This window comes from Stappia sp. BW2, assembly GCF_008107695.1.
Lineage (GTDB): Bacteria > Pseudomonadota > Alphaproteobacteria > Rhizobiales > Stappiaceae > Roseibium.
Map to the genome: position 1 here is coordinate 1,087,087 of NZ_VIRG01000070.1, position 17,350 is coordinate 1,104,436.

Consider the following 17,350-nt stretch of genomic DNA (forward strand, 5'->3'; position numbering starts at 1 on the left):
GCGGGCCGCAGTGTGCCCTTAAACGTCGTCGTCCTGGGTGAGCCGGTCCGGGCGTCTGGAGAGGACGGTTACTGCTGCTGTTGTTGCTGAAGCGCGGCCTGCGCCACGTCGACCTCGACATGCAGATTTTCCTCAAGGCCGCCAAACCGGATCCCCCTGATAGGGGCAGCAGAACGGGAATCCAGGCCCACCGTCAAGCGGATATAGCGATCAGTCGGACACATTGCGTTGGATATGTCGAATCCGGTCCAGCCGAGACCGTTAATCATCACTTCCGCCCAGGCATGATGGGCTTCGGATTCCTGCTCGTCTTCCAGCCGCAGATAGCCGGAAACGTATCGCGCAGGCACGCCAATCGCGCGCGCGGCAGCGATGAAAATATGCGCGTGATCCTGACAGACGCCTTCCCCCGCAGCCAGAACCGAGGTGGCCGTCGCGTGGGTTTCGGTGACGCCGACCTTGTAGTCGACCTTGTCCCGGATGGCATGCATGAGGGCGTGAAAGCCAGCGATCTTGTCATCCGCTTCGGCATGGGCTGCCAGTCTGCGGATTGCCTGGTTCGATTGGGTGAGCGGAGTAATCCGGGTGTAAATGCGCGGAGGGATGCCTGCATCGGGTTCGTGACCGAGGATCCCGTTGGTGTCGGTCGTCTCGACAATGCCGCTGGCCGTGATTTCGACATCCTCGATCGGCTCGCTGCGCGAGACCATGTGAACCTGATTGCCGAAAGCGTCTTTGTAGGTCGTCGCTCGTTCGATGCCGGGCGCGTCAATGGACCATTCGACAACTCTTTGGCTCGGGCCATTCTCGGGCGTCAGCCGCAGCTGCTGCATGGCATTGGCAAGCGGCGCCTCGTAGCGGTATCGGGTCGTGTGTCTGACTGTCAGTCGCATGCTGCACCGATTCTGCGGGGTTCCAGGGTCAGGCGAAATTATAGTCTTCACCAAGCTGATGAGCGAAAAGATTGTTTTTGCTGATAAAGTCAGAGAGGAAGTCGTGTAGCCCCTGCTGATAGATCTCGTGCATCTGTTTTTCCGCCAGATCTCTTGCCATCTCAGCCGCCATGTCCAGGCTCGGTTCGCGTGAGCCGTAGAACTGGGCCAGGTCTTCCGCGGTGTCGGCTATCCAGTCATAACAATGGGCAAGGGACCGGGGCATTTCCGTTCTCAAGATCAGGAATTCAGCGATGTTGAAAGCCTTCAGCCGCGCATTTGGATAGGCAAACCGATAGCTTCGCCGTCCTGACAGTGCCCGAAGCATCGCGGACCACTGATAGTGTTCCAGAGATCCATCATCGATGATGTCGCTATCCGGCAGCAAGGTCCAGTAATAGGTATCGAGGATGCGGGCCGTGTTGTCCGACCTCTCCACGAAGTTGCCCATCTGGCTGAAGAAATAGCCATCGTCGCGGAGAATTGTGTTGAGCAATGCGCCACGGAACAGATGCGCGCGCTGATTCACCCAGGAAAGAAAATCAGGCAGTTTTTCCAAGGTCACGGATTGCGGGCTCACATCCGTGAATTCGATCCACGTCGTATTGATGGCTTCCCAGAGTTCCGCCGTGATGCCGGTGCGAACGGCACGCGCATTGTTCCTGGCAAGCTCAAGACTGCTGCGGATACTGGAGGTGTTTTCCTTCGAGAAGATCATATGCGCCGCGACATTGCGGGCGTTCAATTCCTCGTATTTCTGCTTGAACCCGGTTTCACAGTCCGAACAGGCGAGGGCAAAGGTCCAGTGAGTGCCGTCCTCCTGACCGGAATGGGAAATAATGGCGCCGCGACAAGCGACCTCCAGGAGACGGGAAACATTCTGGGCACGCTCGTGGTAGCGCGACATCCAAAACAGCGAAGAGGCAGTTCTTCCGAGCATCTGGTTCTCTCAGTCCTCAAGTACCCAGGTGTCTTTTGTGCCGCCACCCTGACTGGAATTGACGACGAGCGAGCCTTTCTTGAGGGCAACCCGTGTAAGACCACCGGGAGTGATGCGGACCTGGTCACCGATCAGCACATAGGGGCGAAGATCGACATGACGCGGGGCAACACCCGAAGCGACATGCGTCGGACAGGCAGACAGCGCGAGGGTCGGCTGGGCAATATAGTTGGAAGGATTGGTTTCCAGCACTTTCCGGAATTCGGCTATCTCGCGTTTGGACGCGGTTGGTCCGATCAACATGCCGTAGCCGCCCGATCCGTGGACTTCCTTGACGACGATTTCCTCAAGATTGTCCAGCACATAGGCAAGGTCATCCGGCCGTGAGCAGTTCCAGGTGGGAACGTTGTTCAATATCGGCTTCTGGCCTGTATAGAACTCGATGATGTCCGGAACATAGGCGTAGATCGCCTTGTCATCGGCAATACCCGTTCCCGGCGCGTTGCAGATGGTGACATTGCCGGCGCGATAGGCGTCGAACAGGCCCGGTACCCCGAGCATGCTGCCAGGATTGAAGGTGAGCGGATCCAGGAAGGCATCATCGATCCGCCGGTAAATGACGTCGACCTGCTTCGGCTCCCGCGTGGTACGCATGAACACATGGCCGGCATCGACGAACAGATCCCGGCCTTCCACCAGTTCAACGCCCATGGAATCGGCCAGGAAGGCATGTTCGAAATAGGCGGAATTGTAGATGCCGGGTGTCAGGACCACGATTGTCTGGGAAGACTTGGAGGGATCCGGAGCGACGCTTTCCAGCGTTTGCAACAGATTCTCTGGGTACTGTTCGACGGCGGCGACCCGGTGACTCTGGAAGAGGTCGGGGAAGAGCCGCATCATCGTCTCCCGGTTCTCCATCATGTAGGAGACGCCTGAAGGGGTACGAGTGTTGTCTTCCAGCACGTAGAATTCGTTTTCCGACACCCTTACCAGATCGGTCCCGATGATATGGGCATAGACCTTGCGGGCAGGTGTGAACCCGGCCATCTCCGGCAGGAACGCCTCGTTCTGCAACACGAGGTCAGCCGGTATCCTGCCGGCGCGCAGGATTTCCTGACGATGGTAGATGTCGTGCAGGAAGGCATTCAGGGCGCGAACGCGCTGGTCGATGCCGGCGGACAGGCGCCGCCATTCCGGTGCAGAGATGATGCGTGGGATAGGGTCGAACGGTATCAGCCGTTCGGTTGCCTCTTCCGTCCCATAGACGGCGAATGTGATGCCAAGTCTGCGGAAAATGGTTTCGGCGTCGCGGCCCTTCTTTGTCAGAAAGTTGGCTGGTTTGTCTTCCAGCCATTTGGCGAGCCGGGCATATGGCTGTCGCGGCGTGTTAGCCTCGTCGAGCATTTCATTGAAGAAAGTGCGTTCGTCCGACATTGCCTCCCCTTTTACCGGTGCTTCGTTCTTGGGCAATCATGGCAAAATTCTGAAAGGTGTCAAAGTTCAATGTCGCGGCGTCACTGCCTACAAATTAGGCAAGAGGCTGAAATCCGTCGAAATATCCTTGGGTTCCCTCAAGTAGAATATATTTTTTCTGTCTAATTGTAAGCACAGTAACGTAGGTGTTTCGGGGCGTTCACGACAGCACACTTCTACGAAATTACAGGCTGAAATGCACGGTTTGAGGTCGTGAAGGCCTGCGAATTCAGGTGGCTTTTGACACTGGTTCGCAGCCGTTCTGCCTCCGGCAATCAAGCAGGCCGGAGCAGCTATTTCGCTCAGTCCGGCCCGCTTTGTTGTGTTTCCCGGCCCGCCCCGCACAGACAGTGTGCAGTTTGGCCCATCGCGGCGGCTGCCCGGTTTGCTATGCGGCAACGGAGCGATAGGGAGGCAGGGAAGCGAGCGTTACCGCATCAAGGTTCGGCCAACGGACATCACCGAAACGTCGCCGTATTTTCGTCCCGTCCAGACATGCAGGCCTGCGCCAACACCAAGCATGGGAATTGTGTAGAGACCTTTCTTGACGAACCCCTTGTTTTTGGTGAGTTCGATCGCGGCATGACTCAATTCCTCGTATTTCTCCATCGTGTTGATGATCTTGCCGATGCCTTTGATCCCTTTGAGAACGTCTCCGAGCTTGCCTGCAATCGCGAGGTCGAGATCCCAATCGGACCATTCGCCCTTCTTGTTGAGTTCGCTGGCCGTTTTGACGCCATGGGCCACGATGACGATGCCACCGACGCTGCCGCCCAGTCCGCCGCCGAGTTTCCAGCCATCGGCCATGAGGTCGACATAGTCCACATAGCCGTTGTCGTCGGCGCTGGCACGGTAGAGGCGCCCATTCCAGTTGTATCGTCCGACGGCGACCAGATCGCCCGAATGGCTTTCGCCGATGCCAACCCACAAGGTGGACGCCTTCTTTGGTTTGGGCTTCATCTTCTTGGGCGTTTTGATGACCTTCGGGTTGGGCGGTGTCGGCAGAGAGTGCACGTAAATCATGACAGCGCGGAACTGTCCGTCCTCAACACCATCTTCCTGGCCCATTTCCTCCGCCAGGGATTCGCCAAGCCCGTCGACCAGGTCGAAAGGGAAGCAGGAGAGGAGGCATTCTTCCAGGAACGATCTTACGGCGTTGGCCCGTTTCATCGACAAGGCCTTGTTGAAAGCCGCCTTGCCGCTTCGGCTGGAAAGTCCAACGATACTGATGCTGCCGTTGCCCTTCAGCAGCGGAACAACGTTCCGTCGCAGCCAGTTCTTGTGCTCTTCCTTGAGGTTTGCCTGGCTGACATCGAAATATTGCAGGCGGGCGAGCGTGATGACGCCATCACGGTGATCAACAACGAAATTTCCTGACATCAATAAACTCCATCATAAAAAGTGTTCTGAAACTGAAACGTTAAATCGGGTCGATGAATTCCGGGGGGCGGCATAAGGCATGCGCCGTAGCGATACAAGTCTATACTGCCGTAAGGTGAGTTTTGGCGAAAGAGGTCGGCGGGCAAAGCTGATTGTGGAAGGCTTGACCGCCCGTCTTGCCAAACACAGCCTCTGGTCTGCCAGCCCGATTTGCCGGGAAGGATTACGGCGCGTAGTTTCCCCATAAGCCCATGTGCTGACTAGGCTCTGTCGGGGGATCATGCTACGGCGTGATCCAAGCTCAAGTTTTTGGAGGACCGGATGAAAGAAGTTCTGGCCGAATTGGAACAACGCCGCGAAACGGCAAGGCTGGGCGGCGGACAACGCCGGATCGATGCACAGCATGCCAAGGGCAAACTCACTGCACGCGAACGGATCGAAATTTTGCTGGACGAAGGGTCCTTCGAAGAGTTCGACATGTTCAAGCAGCATCGTTGCACCGACTTCGGCATGGAAGAACAGCATATCCCCGGCGATGGTGTGATCACCGGCTGGGGAACGGTCAATGGACGGACCGTTTACGTGTTCTCCAAGGACTTCACGGTCTTCGGCGGGTCTCTTTCGGAAACGCATGCGGAAAAGATCACCAAGCTTCAGGACATGGCCCTGCAGAACCGCGCACCGATCATCGGTCTGTTCGATGCGGGCGGTGCCCGAATTCAGGAAGGGGTCGCGGCGCTTGGTGGATATGGCGAAGTGTTTCAGCGCAATGTTCTTGCGTCGGGCGTCATTCCGCAGATATCGCTGATCATGGGGCCTTGCGCGGGCGGTGACGTTTATTCGCCTGCCATGACGGACTTCATTTTCATGGTGCGTGACACCTCGTACATGTTCGTGACCGGACCGGACGTTGTGAAGACGGTGACCAATGAAACGGTTACGGCCGAGGAACTGGGCGGGGCGTCGATCCACACCACCAAGTCCTCCATTGCGGACGGAGCGTTCGACAATGATGTCGAAGCCCTGCAGGAAATGCGAAGGCTGATCGATTACCTGCCGATGAACAATCGCGCAGACTTGCCGGAGCTGACGAACTACGACGATCCGGACCGGATCGACACCAGTCTCGATACGCTTATTCCAGACAATCCGAACAAGCCCTACGACATGAAGGAGCTTGTCCTGAAGACGCTGGACGAGGGTGACTTCTTCGAGATACAGGGCAGCTTCGCCGGCAATATCCTTACCGGTTTTGGCCGGATCGAGGGCCGGACTGTCGGCATCGTTGCCAACCAGCCGATGGTGCTGGCGGGCGTGCTCGATTCCGATGCGAGCCGCAAGGCGGCACGGTTTGTCCGCTTCTGTGATTGTTTCGGCATCCCGATCGTGACCTTTGTCGATGTTCCAGGGTTTCTGCCTGGCACGTCGCAGGAATACGGCGGTCTGATCAAGCATGGGGCCAAGCTTCTGTTTGCCTATGCGGAAGCAACCGTGCCGAAGATCACCGTGATCACCCGCAAGGCCTATGGCGGTGCGTATGACGTGATGAGCTCGAAACATATTCGCGGCGACATCAACTACGCCTGGCCGTCCGCGGAAATTGCGGTCATGGGCGCCAAGGGGGCCGTCGAAATCCTTTACAGGTCCGAGCTGGCCGACAAGGACAAGATCGCGAAGCGAACCAAAGACTACGAAGACCGCTTCGCCAATCCGTTCGTTGCCGCTGAGCGCGGGTATATCGACGATGTCATTCGTCCGCATTCCACACGCAGGCGTGTGTCCAAGGCGTTGGCGCTGCTCAGATCCAAGCAGGCGGATATGCCATGGAAAAAGCATGACAATATTCCGCTCTGACAAATAGAGCCGGTTGGCATTCATTCGCTTTGGTTCCGGATGGGTGAATGCTGGGTCGAGGCTATGATATGCGAGAATGCGACAGGCCGGATTTTCCGGCCTGTGTCATGTCTCCGGGGTCAATCCCAGCGGGACAGACCGCGAGGAAACAATGGTTCCTTGCATTCGAACGCCACCGGGCAGCGTGGCGTGTCCCGGGTTGGGCCGTACTGCGTGAACAACACCTGATTGCGATCGCAGTAACTGAGGTTCGAAACAAACATCGAATAGGTGTACTGGCCCGTGGTGAAGACCACGGCACCGTGCTGACGCACCATGTTCTGCGCCTGGGCACAGGTCATCTTGCGAAGATCCGGACGAGCCTCGGCCGCGGTCGAAATAACCAGGCCGGGAAGGGCAAGCGCTGCAGCGCAAAGAAACAGTTTCCGCATGAGGGTCTCCTGACGTGCCATCGCCTCCGGGAGGGGACGCTTTGCGTTCTCAGCTTAGCAGAACCGTCCGGAAGTTGGGTGATGGCAGCAGTGTGCATCATGCTGCGGGAAGCAATTGTGATTGCGAGCACAAAAAACACATCTGAGACACATTCGCCCGGGCTTACCGGCGGTTTTGGGCTATCTGTCTGGAGCAGACTGACCCCGCCAAGGCTTCCCGGGCTCCGTTCAGCGAGAAGCCTGAGTAGCGTCTGTCTTCCAGTTGGACGGCAAATTTGACCGCGGAACGAAGCCGGTGCCAGAAATAGGTCATGTTGTCCGAACAGGCGGGACAGTCGTTGTAGATGAAGCCGTCGTCTGCGGCTCTGAACTTTACAAGTTTGTGATCCAGCTCGACCAGAACCGTGGTGCCGGGGGCCGGTCGGCGGCCTTTGATGCGGATGTCGATGAGGGTGTTCTTAATGGCATGGCTGGGAGGACACCAGATCGTGAACCGTGCTCCTGTCGAACTTTCGATCCAGTAGCGCTCGTAACCGTGGGCGGTGTCTGTGTGCCATTTGCCGTGATCGGCGGCGACTGCGTGCAAAGGCGCGGCCAGGGTCAGGAATACGAAAAACGGGAAGGCGATCCGCATCGAGCTGTTTCCGTAATTTGTCACCGACGAAAATTACAGGTGTCAGTCAAAAAACCGTTTGGTCGGGAATACGTTCAATGTCTCGCTGGCCGGGGTGGGGTCACCCCGGAAGCTTGTGTTTTCACCTTGGGTGCAGTTTCTGCCAGTCCGTGGGGCAGACATCGCCGGGGATGATCTTCTGGGCACCGCGAAGGGAAAAACCCGCGTAGCGGTCGTCCTGGAATTTGACCACCAGGGAATGGGAAGATCGCAATCTGTGCCAGACATAGCCAAAACTGTCGGAACAGGCGGCGCAGCTGGTCTCGACATATCCCTGCTCGTTGATCGGCAGTTCCATGACTTCCCGATCCAGGATCACTTTGACCTTGGTGTGGGCAGGGGGCATTTTCCCGTCGATGTCTATATGAAGCAGTGTGCCGTTGATGCTGCGTTTCGGGTGACACCAGACGACGAAATTCGCACCATCGCTATTTGTGGTCCAGTAACGCATAAAACCGTTGATCTCGCCGCTCTTCCATTTTCCTGCAGTGTCCGCCAACACGGAGGTTGGCAGTAAAACACTTGCAATCACTGCTGCCGAAAGGATGCGTTGCATATATTTATTTCCCCATTGCCTAGGTATTTTCTGCAATAATTTTCTTAAAATTCGGATAAGCTTTTGTTCTTCAATGGGCGCATTTCCTGCCTAGAAGTAATAAAAGTGCCGGTGATGACTGCTGGTGTGACCTATCCGCAAAATCACGCCTCGTCCTTTGGATAAGTTGCGTGCCACTGTGGTGCAGCCTACAAAATGGAAAATCGTCCAGCTGGGTGGAAATTCATGTTCTCCAAAATACTAGTCGCTAACCGTGGTGAGATCGCCTGTCGTGTTATCAAGACGGCCCGCCGCATGGGCATAAAGACGGTGGCGGTTTACTCCGACGCCGATCGTGATGCGTTGCATGTGGAAATGGCAGACGAGGCGGTTCACATCGGACCGGCAGCCGCATCGGAATCCTATCTGATTGCTGACAAGATCATCGCGGCCTGCAAGCAGACCGGTGCCGAAGCCGTGCATCCGGGTTATGGCTTCCTGTCCGAACGGGCCAGTTTTCCCGAGGCACTGGCAAAAGAGGGCATTGTCTGGATCGGTCCGAACCCGCGCGCCATCATGGCGATGGGCGACAAGATCGAGTCCAAGAAATTTGCCAACGACGCCAGGGTCAGCACGGTTCCGGGCTATCTCGGCGTCATCGAAAGCCCGGAGCAGGCTGTTCAGATTGCCGAGGATATTGGCTATCCGGTCATGATCAAGGCGTCAGCCGGCGGTGGCGGCAAGGGCATGCGCATCGCTTGGAATGCGGACGAGGTGCGGGACGGTTACACCCGCTCGAAATCCGAAGCCGCATCTTCCTTTGGGGATGACCGGGTTTTCATCGAGAAGTTCATTGAAAATCCGCGCCATATCGAAATCCAGGTGCTGGGCGACAAACACGGTAATGCGATTTATCTGGGCGAGCGTGAATGTTCGATCCAGCGGCGAAACCAGAAGGTCATCGAGGAAGCGCCATCGCCTTTGCTTGACGAGGAAACGCGCCGCAAGATGGGTGAGCAGGCCGTCGCGCTTGCCAAGGCCGTCGACTACGACAGTGCCGGGACGGTTGAGTTCGTTGCCGGGCAGGACAAGAGCTTCTTCTTCCTTGAGATGAACACCCGTCTGCAGGTGGAGCATCCGGTGACAGAACTCATCACCGGTGTCGATCTGGTGGAGCAGATGATCCGCGTTGCTGCCGGCGAGAAGCTGGAACTCGCCCAGGAAGACGTAAAGCTGAACGGCTGGGCAGTCGAAAGCCGTATTTATGCGGAAGATCCCTACCGCAATTTCCTGCCGTCCATAGGGCGGCTTGTGCGTTACCGGCCGCCTCAGGAGGAGGTCAGCAACGGGATTACCATTCGCAACGACACCGGTGTCGTCGAGGGCTCGGAAATCTCCATGTTCTACGATCCGATGATCGCGAAGCTGATCACCCATGCGCCGACCCGTGCGGAAGCGATCGATGCGATGAGCTCGGCGCTGGACGCTTTTTACGTCGACGGGATCCAGCACAACGTACCGTTCCTGACCGCGCTCATGAACCATCCGCGCTGGCGCTCCGGCGAGTTGTCGACCAGTTTTATCGCTGATGAGTATCCCGATGGGTTCGCACCGGCGGTTCCCGATGACGGGGCCTATTCGATTCTCGCCGCCGTTGCTCTGTCGATGGGCGCACTGCAGCGTGAGCGTCTGGATCATCTGCCCGACCGACTTCGGGCCCATTCCGGCGCTATCCGCGAAGACTGGGTGATCAAGCTCGACAAGACCTACGTTCCGATCCGCCTTGTGGCCGGATATCCCGGCACGCCCGTCGAAATTGACGTCGCAATAGGCGATGGTCCGGTGGTCAACGTGGAATCCGATTGGGCTCCGGGCGATCCGCTTTGGTCAGGCAAGGTTGGCGACCAGGAGGTGACCGTGCAGGTGCGGACTCTGCGCGGGGGGTACCGTCTGGACTGGCAGGGCTATTCGGTGATCGCCAAGGTGATGACGCCGCGGATTGCCGAACTGGATGCCTTGATGCCGGAAAAGCTGCCGCCGGATACGTCCAAGATGTTGCTGTGTCCGATGCCGGGTCTCGTGGTGTCCATCGCGGTGGCAGAAGGCCAGGAAGTCAAGGCGGGCGAGCAGCTTGCCGTCGTCGAAGCCATGAAGATGGAAAACGTCCTGCGGGCGGAGCGCGACTGTATGGTGACTGCAATCAAGGCAACCCCCGGCGATAGTCTTGCCGTAGATGCCGTGATCATGGAGTTTTCCTGATCTCTGTCAAAGTCTGATTGACAGTTATCTGACGCTGCCGATACTTAGCGGCCTGCGACCTCCCGGTCCGGGCCGCTTTCTTTTTCAATGGGTTACGAGGCATTTTGACAATTTCCACCATTCTTTTCGACCTCGACGGAACCCTGACGGATCCCTTCGAAGGTATTACGCGTTCGATCCAGTATGCGGTTGAAAAGATGGGTGGGCAGGCACAGGACACGACAGACCTGCGCTGGTGTATCGGGCCGCCACTCTGGGACAGCTTCAAGGTTCTGCTTGAGACAGAGGACAAGGCAGAGCTGGACCGGGCGGTGGCGTATTACCGGGAACGCTATACGGTTTCAGGCCTCTTCGAAAATTCGTTGATCGAGGGTATCCCCGAACTGCTGACAACACTGCGCAAGAACGGGATGGCCTTGCATGTTTGCACGTCCAAACCTCACAGCTACGCGCGCCGCATTGTTGAGCACTTTGGCCTCATCGAATTTTTCGGCAAGGTCTATGGCTCTGAATTGGACGGCACCCGGTCCGCGAAGGCTGAGCTGATTGCCCACATTCTACGCGAGGAAAACATTGCATCTTCGGAAGCGGTCATGGTGGGTGACCGCAAGCATGACCTTGTCGGGGCTAATGCCAATGACGTGGCAGGAATTGGTGTCCTGTGGGGCTATGGCAGCCGGGAAGAACTGGCCGCCGAGCATCCGGTACTGATTGCCGAGGTTCCGGGGGACATAGCCGCGCATTTTGGCGCCTGATAAAGCCTTTGCGTTCAAGACGTTGCAGCGCGAGTGGCGTGTTGCTGAGAAAAATACTTTATTAATACGGATTTTAACGATTTTCCGTAAGTTAGGTTCAAGAGGAGCGGGCCTTGGCAAAACGGATTCATGCAACGGATACCAAAGATACGGCGGTGCCGCCTGAAACGGTGGTTGATGTCGGGTATTACTCACCTGCAAACAGGCCCCCGCCACCAGTCCCGGCCGGCTATGCCCTGCATCAGGTGACGGTCCGGCCTCTGACTGCTTGTCCGTTCCAGATTTGCCTTCTGGATGTCGGTGCTACGGGCGAATTACCAGACTGCGACCTGCGCCGAATTCGCGAGTCGACGTTCATCATTGCCTGTGCAGACCGGAAACTCCCCGTAGCCGATCAACTGCACTTGCTGGATAGCGGCGTTGATGAGGTGGTTGACACCAGTGATGCAGACCTTTTGCTGCTTTCGCTCAGGCGTGCCGAACTCGTGATTGCACGGCAAACGGCCTTGTTCCGCAAGTGCCGGGACCTTGCAATTGAAAGGGATAACCTTCAATCCGCGATCGACAACCTGCCGTCGCCTATCTTTTTCAAAGACCGGGCTGGCATCTACAGGGGCTGCAACAAGGCCTTCGAGGCATTTATCGGATTACCGGCCAGCAAGGTGCGCGGTTCCAGTGTTCACGACGTGGCACCGTCTGAATTGGCAAAAATCTACGAAGTCGCCGACGAAGAGTTGATGCAGCAGGGCGGCGTTCAGATCTACGAAGCTGAGGTGTGTTACGCGGACGGCGAATACCGTACGGTGACTTTCCACAAGGCTGTGACGCTGGATTCGGTTTCCGGCGAGGTGAATGGACTTGCCGGTTCCATGCTCGATATTACCGAGCGCAAGCGTCTGGAAGATCAGCTTAAGCGGGCAGCTGAACGCGATGCTCTGACCGATGCCTATAATCGCCGGCGTTTTTTTGAACTGGCGGCATTGGCTGAGGAGAGGGCGAAGAAAACGTCGACAAGTCTCTCCATCCTCGTCCTGGACGTCGACCATTTCAAACAGATCAATGACCAGTATGGGCACGCCTGCGGTGATGATGCGCTCAATCATATTGTCGGGCTGCTGAAAAGCGTTCTTCAAGCACCTCACATTTTTGCAAGAGCGGGTGGCGAAGAATTTTACTGCCTGCTGGAAGGGTGCGGCCTCGATGAGGCCTTTAACATTGCCGAGCGCATTCGCGAGGCCGTGAACACGACGCCCCACAAGCACGGACAACAGCTCATCCCGATGCGTGTCAGCATAGGGGGGGCAAGCGTTGCTGATGGTGAGAAAATCAACCAGGCCATTGCAAGGGCCGATGGGGCGCTCTACTGCGCCAAACAGGCTGGCAGGAACCGGGTCTGCATGGCCTGATGAGCCTTCGCTGTAGCGGGCGGCTTTCTTCCTTTGTTGCATCCGGATCATTTCAGGGATACTGAAACTGTTAGAGAGCAGTTCTCGGGGCGGGGTGAAATTCCCCACCGGCGGTATCGGGGTAACCCGGAGCCCGCGAGCGCTTCGGACGGACAGTCCGAAGGTCAGCAGATCCGGTGAGAGGCCGGAGCCGACGGTTGAGGTGGTGTCTGGCGACGCCGCCTGAAAGTCCGGATGAGAGAGAACTTGACCGCTGCCTTCAGATGAAGGCCGGTGGGCGTGTGTCTTTTGAGACTGTTCTGAAAGTTGACAGAACGGATCGCGGATAGGACGCCCATGCCAACCACCTTCAAGAAACCCATTTTCGCCGCGCTTGCCATGGTCGGTGCAGGGGCCTGCTTTGCGCTTGTGAACGGTGCTCTTCAGGCCTCCACCATGCGGCTGGGAGTGCCTTCGACATCCGCTGCCTTCTGGCAATATGCGCTGGGCCTGCTGGTGGCGCTGCCATTTGTCCTGCGGCGCGGTCTGTCGGCATTGAAGACGAGGCAGATTGGCTGGCATCTGATCCGTGGCGGTTTGGCTGTCATCGGCATTCAGATGTGGGTTGCTGGCCTTGCAAGGGTTGAGATCTGGCAGGCAATTGCTCTGGTGATGACCTCACCGTTTTTCGTGACCGTCGGTGCCAAGGTCTTCTTCAGGGAACGGGTCGGGATGGTTCGGTGGCTTGCGACACTCGCGGGTTTTTCCGGAGGCATGGTGATCCTGGAACCCTGGACGGAGGCTTTCAGCCTGGCTGCGCTTCTGCCGGTTGGGGCTGCAGCTTTCTGGGCCGGAACTTCTCTGGTCACCAAGAAACTGACCGCAACTGAAAACGCCGATTCCATCACCGTTTATCTGCTACTTCTTCTGACGCCCGTAAATGCTTTGCTGGCACTGGGCGAGGGCGGCATCGTGCCGACCGGGCCAGCGCTTTGGCTGCTTGTTGGTGCGGGAGTGTTGACGGTGCTGGCGAATTATCTGTTGACGCTTGCCTATCAAAAAGCCGATGCCGCCTTTGTCCAGCCATTTGATCATCTGAAGCTGCCGCTGAATATTGCCGTCGGTTTCTTCGCTTTCGGGTTTGCCCCGAATGGAGCCTTCTGGCCGGGTGCACTGGTGATTGTCGGCGCGTCGCTGCTGGTGATGCTGGACGAGCAGAAGCGTGGTACGCAGGTGTCCACAGCCTGAAGCGCCTAAGCATTTGCGAACAGGCGTATTTGCTCTAGGCTTTCTAGCCACGCGACCCTCGGAGACCTGAATGACCGCAGATCCATTGACCGTTCATGTGCTGATTGAGGGCCGAGTCCAGGGTGTTGGCTATCGGGCATGGTGTGCGGGCGAAGCTGAAGACAGGGCGCTGGCCGGTTGGGTGCGCAATCTCGGGTCTGGCGGAGTTGAGGCCGTGTTTTCCGGCCCTTCCGATATTGTGGTCGACATGCTTGATGCGCTTTGGCAGGGGCCGTCGCTTGCAAGAGTGAACCTGGTGAAAGACCTGGAACCGGTAGAGCCCTGCTCAGGCACCTTTGAAGTGCGCGACACGGCTTAAACACCTGTGGCCAATCGTCTTTTATATATCAATCGTCACATTGGCAGTTGAGTTGTCACGGAAATATCGCAATGTTCTGATTTTTCAGATGCAGCAATCGGTGCCGTGCAGATGGTCCGAAAAGTGTAAACGGGGAGATTTTCAGTGAAGATTGCGATACTTGGTGGTGATGGTTTTGTCGGCTGGCCCACATCCTTGCATCTTTCGGATCAGGGCCATGAAGTTCATATCATCGACAATCTGAGCCGCCGCTGGATCGATGCCGAGCTTGGCGTGCAATCGCTGACGCCCATGGATTCGATCCAGGAGCGCACGCGGATCTGGAAGCAGGAAACCGGTAACACCATTCGCTTCCACCTGATCGACATTGCCCGTGACTACGAGGTGTTCAAAGCCTGGCTGGCCGAAAACCGCCCGGACGCGATCATCCATTTCGCCGAACAGCGGGCCGCGCCGTATTCGATGAAATCGGATCAGCACAAGAATTACACGGTCAATAACAACGTCAATGCGACGCACCATTTGCTCAACGCGATGGTGGAACTCGATCTTGACGCGCATCTGGTCCACCTCGGCACCATGGGCGTCTATGGCTATTCGAGCGTCGGCGCAGCCATTCCGGAAGGCTATCTTTCGGTTGATGTGGAAACCCTCAGCGGCTCCAAGGCGTCCCAGGAAATCCTGTATCCGGCCAATCCCGGTTCGATCTACCATATGACCAAGTGCCTGGATCAACTGCTGTTCCAGTTCTATGCCAAGAACGACGGGCTTCGGGTCACAGATCTGCACCAGGGGATCGTGTGGGGGACGCACACGGAACAGACCCTGCGCCACAAACAGCTCATCAACCGATTCGATTACGACGGCGACTATGGCACCGTCCTGAACCGCTTCCTGATCCAGGCAGCCATCGGCTATCCGCTGACGGTGCATGGCACTGGCGGGCAGACACGGGCCTTCATTCACATTCAGGATTCGGTCCGCTGCATTGAACTGGCGCTGAAGAACCCGCCCCAAAAAGGTGATCGGGTCAAAGTGTTCAACCAGATGACCGAGACCCACAGGGTGCGGGATCTGGCGGAGCTTATTTCCCGACTGACCGGCGCAAAGGTTGCCTATCTGCCGAACCCGCGCAAGGAAGCAGCCGAAAACGATCTGGTAGTCGAGAACACGCAATTCCTGGAACTGGGCCTCAACCCGATCACGCTGGAAGAGGGGCTGTTGAGCGAAGTCGTGGATGTCGCCAAGAATTATGCCTACCGGGTCGACCGAAGCCGTGTACCGGCAGTATCTGCTTGGACCAGGGAAATTGCTGACGGGATTGAACGGGACCCCGAACATCCTCGGTTGAAGTCCGTCTCCTGAGGCCAGTGATGCAAGATGCTCCTCAGTTCGACCGTGCGCCCGGCAGTACGTGCGCCTATGTAACGCTAGTGACCAACCCGGACTATGTGCTTGGGGCGACAGCGCTGCTGCGCTCGCTCCGGCATTCGGGAACCGACGCCGATCTCGTGGTTCTCTATACGCCCGGGGTTCGTGAGGAGGATCTAGCCGCGCTTGCGGTTTTCGGTCCCCGGCTCGGCCGGTGTGAACGACTGCCGACAAGCGATGCTTTCAACGAGCGCCATGAGCGCGGCCGCCTGCACAAGGCGGCTCCGTTCACGAAAGGCGGCAAGCCGGTCTTTCACACACCGCTGGACAATTTCGTCAAGCTACGGCTGTGGCAACTCGCGGACTATGAACGGGTCGTCTTCATCGATGCCGATGCCCTTGTGCTTCAGAACTGCGACAAGCTGTTCGGGTATCCGGAATTCTGTGCAGCGCCCAATGTTTACGAGAGCCTGCAGGACTTTCACCGGTTGAACAGCGGTGTCTTTACCGCGCGCCCTGATACCCGGACCTTCGAGGCCATGCTGACGCGTCTTGACGAGCCTGACGCATTCTGGCGGCGCACGGACCAGACATTTCTGGAACATTATTTTCCCGATTGGCATGGCTTGCCGGTGGTTTTCAACACGCTCCAGTATGTCTGGTTCAACCTGCCGGACCTATGGAACTGGAAGCAGATCCATGTGCTGCACTACCAGTATGAAAAGCCCTGGCAGACGGGCCATGAAAAGGCCGCAAGGCTGCGCCCGCTGATCGATCTCTGGCAGGCTTTTGCGACCGGTGACGGCATACCGGCCGATATTGCAGGCCTTCCCGGTCCGCAGGAGTGGGCTGCGAAGCAGGCCTCCTGATGCATGTTCTTCTGACAGGCGCCAGCGGAGTGGTCGGCAGGTTCGTGCTCAAGCGGTTGCTTGACGGTGGATGCAGGGTCACGGTTCTGGGAAGGCGCGCGGTTGAGGGCTTTCGGACAGGCTTTTGCGCTTTTGATCTGGCTGATGAGGATCCTCGGTTTCCGCCCGCCGACGCGCTTGTTCATTGTGCGCTTGTCCATGCGCCGGGAAAGTTCCGGGGCGGTGAGGGTGATGACCCGGAGCTGTTCACCAAATTGAATGTAGATGGAACCCGGCGTCTTTTTGAGGCCGCCGGGAAAGCCGGATGCCGCGCCATCGTGTTCCTGTCCACCCGGGCCGTTTATGGCGATCATCGTCGTGGTGAGACGTTGGCAGAAGCCGATGTACCGGCACCCGATACGCTATACGGCGAAGTGAAGCTGGCGGGGGAAAAGGCGCTTGAGGCGCTGTGTGGCCCGGACATGACAGGCACCGTCTTGCGGGCAACCGGTGTTTACGGCCTTAGCCCGGGTCTCGCAGACCACAAATGGTCTGGCCTCTTCCAGGACTTTGCGGCGGGTGTTCCGATTGGACCGCGCAAGGCGACGGAAGTTCACGGCGAAGACCTGGCTTCCGCCGTCGCTCTTGTTCTGGAGAAAACGGGAGTTTTGGGGACGCCGTTCCAGGTCTATAATGTCTCCGATCTCCTACTCGACCGGCAGGAGTTGCTTGCGCTTTATGCAGCGGAAGCAGGCTTGAGCTTTGACGGTCCGGCGGCGTCAGCGGCAACGCCCGGCGAAATGACGACAGACAGGCTGCGCGCGCTCGGCTGGGCACCTGGTGGTCGGGACAGGTTGAAGGCCTTTGTACATTCGCTCGCAAGACGGGGCGAAGCGGTCACCTGACCC

At 57.5% G+C, this 17,350-nt stretch carries 16 protein-coding genes and 1 riboswitch; of the genes, 9 read left to right on the plus strand and 7 right to left on the minus strand.

The features are described 5' to 3' along the window. Positions 1 to 68: 68 nt before the first annotated feature. The 4 genes from FMN63_RS24010 to FMN63_RS24025 form a co-directional block, all read right to left on the minus strand. On the minus strand, positions 69 to 893 hold the full coding sequence (locus tag FMN63_RS24010; RefSeq protein ID WP_148586631.1) for a transglutaminase family protein: 825 nt from the start codon (positions 891 to 893) through the stop codon (positions 69 to 71). Between the two features lie 28 nt (positions 894 to 921). Then, complete coding sequence (locus FMN63_RS24015; protein WP_148586632.1) at positions 922 to 1,872, minus strand: alpha-E domain-containing protein; 951 nt, start codon at positions 1,870 to 1,872, stop codon at positions 922 to 924. A 9-nt stretch (positions 1,873 to 1,881) separates the two neighbouring features. After that, positions 1,882 to 3,306 (minus strand): circularly permuted type 2 ATP-grasp protein, encoded by a 1,425-nt coding sequence (locus FMN63_RS24020; protein ID WP_148586633.1) that lies wholly within the window; start codon positions 3,304 to 3,306, stop codon positions 1,882 to 1,884. A 468-nt stretch (positions 3,307 to 3,774) separates the two neighbouring features. Continuing rightward, on the minus strand, positions 3,775 to 4,725 hold the full coding sequence (locus FMN63_RS24025) for an OmpA family protein (RefSeq protein ID WP_148586634.1): 951 nt from the start codon (positions 4,723 to 4,725) through the stop codon (positions 3,775 to 3,777). A 321-nt stretch (positions 4,726 to 5,046) separates the two neighbouring features. Between FMN63_RS24025 and FMN63_RS24030 the strand changes: the two genes are divergently transcribed. Beyond that, positions 5,047 to 6,579 carry an acyl-CoA carboxylase subunit beta gene (locus FMN63_RS24030; RefSeq protein WP_148586635.1) on the plus strand — a complete coding sequence of 511 codons (1,533 nt, stop codon included), beginning with the start codon at positions 5,047 to 5,049 and terminating at the stop codon, positions 6,577 to 6,579. 119 nt (positions 6,580 to 6,698) lie between these two features. Here FMN63_RS24030 and FMN63_RS24035 read toward each other — a convergent pair whose 3' ends face one another. The 3 genes from FMN63_RS24035 to FMN63_RS24045 all read right to left on the minus strand — a co-directional run bounded on the left by FMN63_RS24035 (position 6,699) and on the right by FMN63_RS24045 (position 8,239). Beyond that, a complete protein-coding gene (locus FMN63_RS24035) occupies positions 6,699 to 7,010 on the minus strand; it encodes a hypothetical protein (RefSeq protein ID WP_209001290.1) in 312 nt (103 codons plus the stop codon). A 163-nt stretch (positions 7,011 to 7,173) separates the two neighbouring features. After that, the gene (locus FMN63_RS24040; protein ID WP_148586637.1) at positions 7,174 to 7,644 is read right to left on the minus strand and encodes a YfjT/YkfB family phage-associated protein; all 471 of its coding nucleotides are present in this window, start codon (positions 7,642 to 7,644) and stop codon (positions 7,174 to 7,176) included. 121 nt (positions 7,645 to 7,765) lie between these two features. Next, positions 7,766 to 8,239, minus strand: a complete 474-nt coding sequence (locus FMN63_RS24045) for a YfjT/YkfB family phage-associated protein (protein WP_148586638.1) — start codon at positions 8,237 to 8,239, stop codon at positions 7,766 to 7,768. Positions 8,240 to 8,464: 225 nt separating this feature from the next. Between FMN63_RS24045 and FMN63_RS24050 the strand changes: the two genes are divergently transcribed. From FMN63_RS24050 to FMN63_RS24085, 8 genes are all read left to right on the plus strand, one after another. Further along, positions 8,465 to 10,477 carry an acetyl-CoA carboxylase biotin carboxylase subunit gene (locus FMN63_RS24050; protein ID WP_148586639.1) on the plus strand — a complete coding sequence of 671 codons (2,013 nt, stop codon included), beginning with the start codon at positions 8,465 to 8,467 and terminating at the stop codon, positions 10,475 to 10,477. A gap of 104 nt (positions 10,478 to 10,581) precedes the next feature. Then, entirely contained in the window at positions 10,582 to 11,232 is a 651-nt protein-coding gene (locus FMN63_RS24055; protein ID WP_148586640.1) for an HAD family hydrolase, read from the plus strand. Positions 11,233 to 11,345: 113 nt separating this feature from the next. Beyond that, positions 11,346 to 12,638 carry a sensor domain-containing diguanylate cyclase gene (locus FMN63_RS24060; protein ID WP_209001291.1) on the plus strand — a complete coding sequence of 431 codons (1,293 nt, stop codon included), beginning with the start codon at positions 11,346 to 11,348 and terminating at the stop codon, positions 12,636 to 12,638. A 76-nt stretch (positions 12,639 to 12,714) separates the two neighbouring features. Beyond that, positions 12,715 to 12,888: riboswitch (FMN riboswitch) on the plus strand. An 86-nt stretch (positions 12,889 to 12,974) separates the two neighbouring features. Then, positions 12,975 to 13,865, plus strand: a complete 891-nt coding sequence (locus tag FMN63_RS24065; protein WP_148586641.1) for a DMT family transporter — start codon at positions 12,975 to 12,977, stop codon at positions 13,863 to 13,865. Between the two features lie 70 nt (positions 13,866 to 13,935). Then, positions 13,936 to 14,223 carry an acylphosphatase gene (locus FMN63_RS24070; protein WP_148586642.1) on the plus strand — a complete coding sequence of 96 codons (288 nt, stop codon included), beginning with the start codon at positions 13,936 to 13,938 and terminating at the stop codon, positions 14,221 to 14,223. Between the two features lie 144 nt (positions 14,224 to 14,367). Next, positions 14,368 to 15,588: an NAD-dependent epimerase/dehydratase family protein gene (locus FMN63_RS24075; RefSeq protein ID WP_148586643.1), complete on the plus strand. Its 1,221-nt coding sequence runs from the start codon at positions 14,368 to 14,370 to the stop codon at positions 15,586 to 15,588. Between the two features lie 8 nt (positions 15,589 to 15,596). Beyond that, on the plus strand, positions 15,597 to 16,463 hold the full coding sequence (locus FMN63_RS24080; RefSeq protein WP_148586644.1) for a glycosyltransferase: 867 nt from the start codon (positions 15,597 to 15,599) through the stop codon (positions 16,461 to 16,463). After that, on the plus strand, positions 16,463 to 17,347 hold the full coding sequence (locus tag FMN63_RS24085) for an NAD-dependent epimerase/dehydratase family protein (protein ID WP_209001292.1): 885 nt from the start codon (positions 16,463 to 16,465) through the stop codon (positions 17,345 to 17,347). Before FMN63_RS24080 ends, FMN63_RS24085 begins: the two co-directional genes overlap by 1 nt. The last annotated feature ends 3 nt before the right edge of the window (positions 17,348 to 17,350 follow it).